Below are 893 nucleotides of genomic sequence, written 5' to 3' on the forward strand. Positions count from 1 at the left end.
CGCTCGGTGTTCGAAGACATGCGCAAGGGCGGCGTCACCGCCGTGAACTGCACGGTCTCCGTGTGGGACGACTTCCAGAAGACCATCGACAACATCGCGGAAATGAAGCAGCAGATCCGCGAGTACGGCGAAATCCTCACGCTCGTGCGCACGACCGACGACATCCTGCGCGCCAAAAAAGAGAATAAAACCGGCATCATCTTCGGCTTCCAGAACTCGTATGCCTTCGAGGACAACCTCGGCTATATCGAGGTCTTCAAGGAACTCGGCGTGAACGTCGTGCAGCTTTGCTACAACACCCAGAACCTCGTCGGCACCGGCTGCTACGAGCCGGACGGCGGCCTCTCGGGCTACGGGCGCGAAGTGATCCAGGAGATGAACCGCGTGGGCATCATGGTCGATCTCTCGCACGTGGGCGGCAAGACTTCGTCCGATGCGATCGCCTGCTCGAAGAAGCCCGTGACGTATTCGCACTGCTGCCCGTCGGGCCTGAAGGAGCATCCGCGCAACAAGAGTGATGAGCAGCTGCGGGAAATTGCCGACGCGAACGGCTTCGTGGGCGTGACGATGTTCGCGCCGTTTCTGAAGAAAGGGCCGGACGCGACCGTCGAGGATTATCTCGAAGCGATCGCCTACGTGGTCGATGTGATCGGCGAGGACAAGGTGGGGATCGGCACGGACTTCACGCAGGGCTATACGACGGAGTTCTTCGACTGGATCACGCACGACAAGGGGCGCTACCGCCGTCTGACGGATTTCGGCAAGGTGGTGAATCCGGAGGGCATCCGCACGATCGGCGAATTCCCGAACCTGACGGCGGCGATGCAGAAGGCGGGCTGGAGCGAGGCGCGCATCCGCAAGGTGATGGGCGAGAACTGGCTGCGCGTGTTCGG

General features: G+C 61.5%; 1 protein-coding gene. It reads left to right on the top strand.

Translation table 11 applies throughout. The features are described from left to right. Nucleotides 1–893, top strand: an 893-nt coding sequence (locus tag F3J19_RS32290; RefSeq protein WP_167050542.1) for a dipeptidase, incomplete at both ends; no start/stop codon positions are given.

Source organism: Burkholderia sp. Ax-1724, assembly GCF_011752995.1.
In the GTDB taxonomy this organism is placed as follows: domain Bacteria; phylum Pseudomonadota; class Gammaproteobacteria; order Burkholderiales; family Burkholderiaceae; genus Paraburkholderia.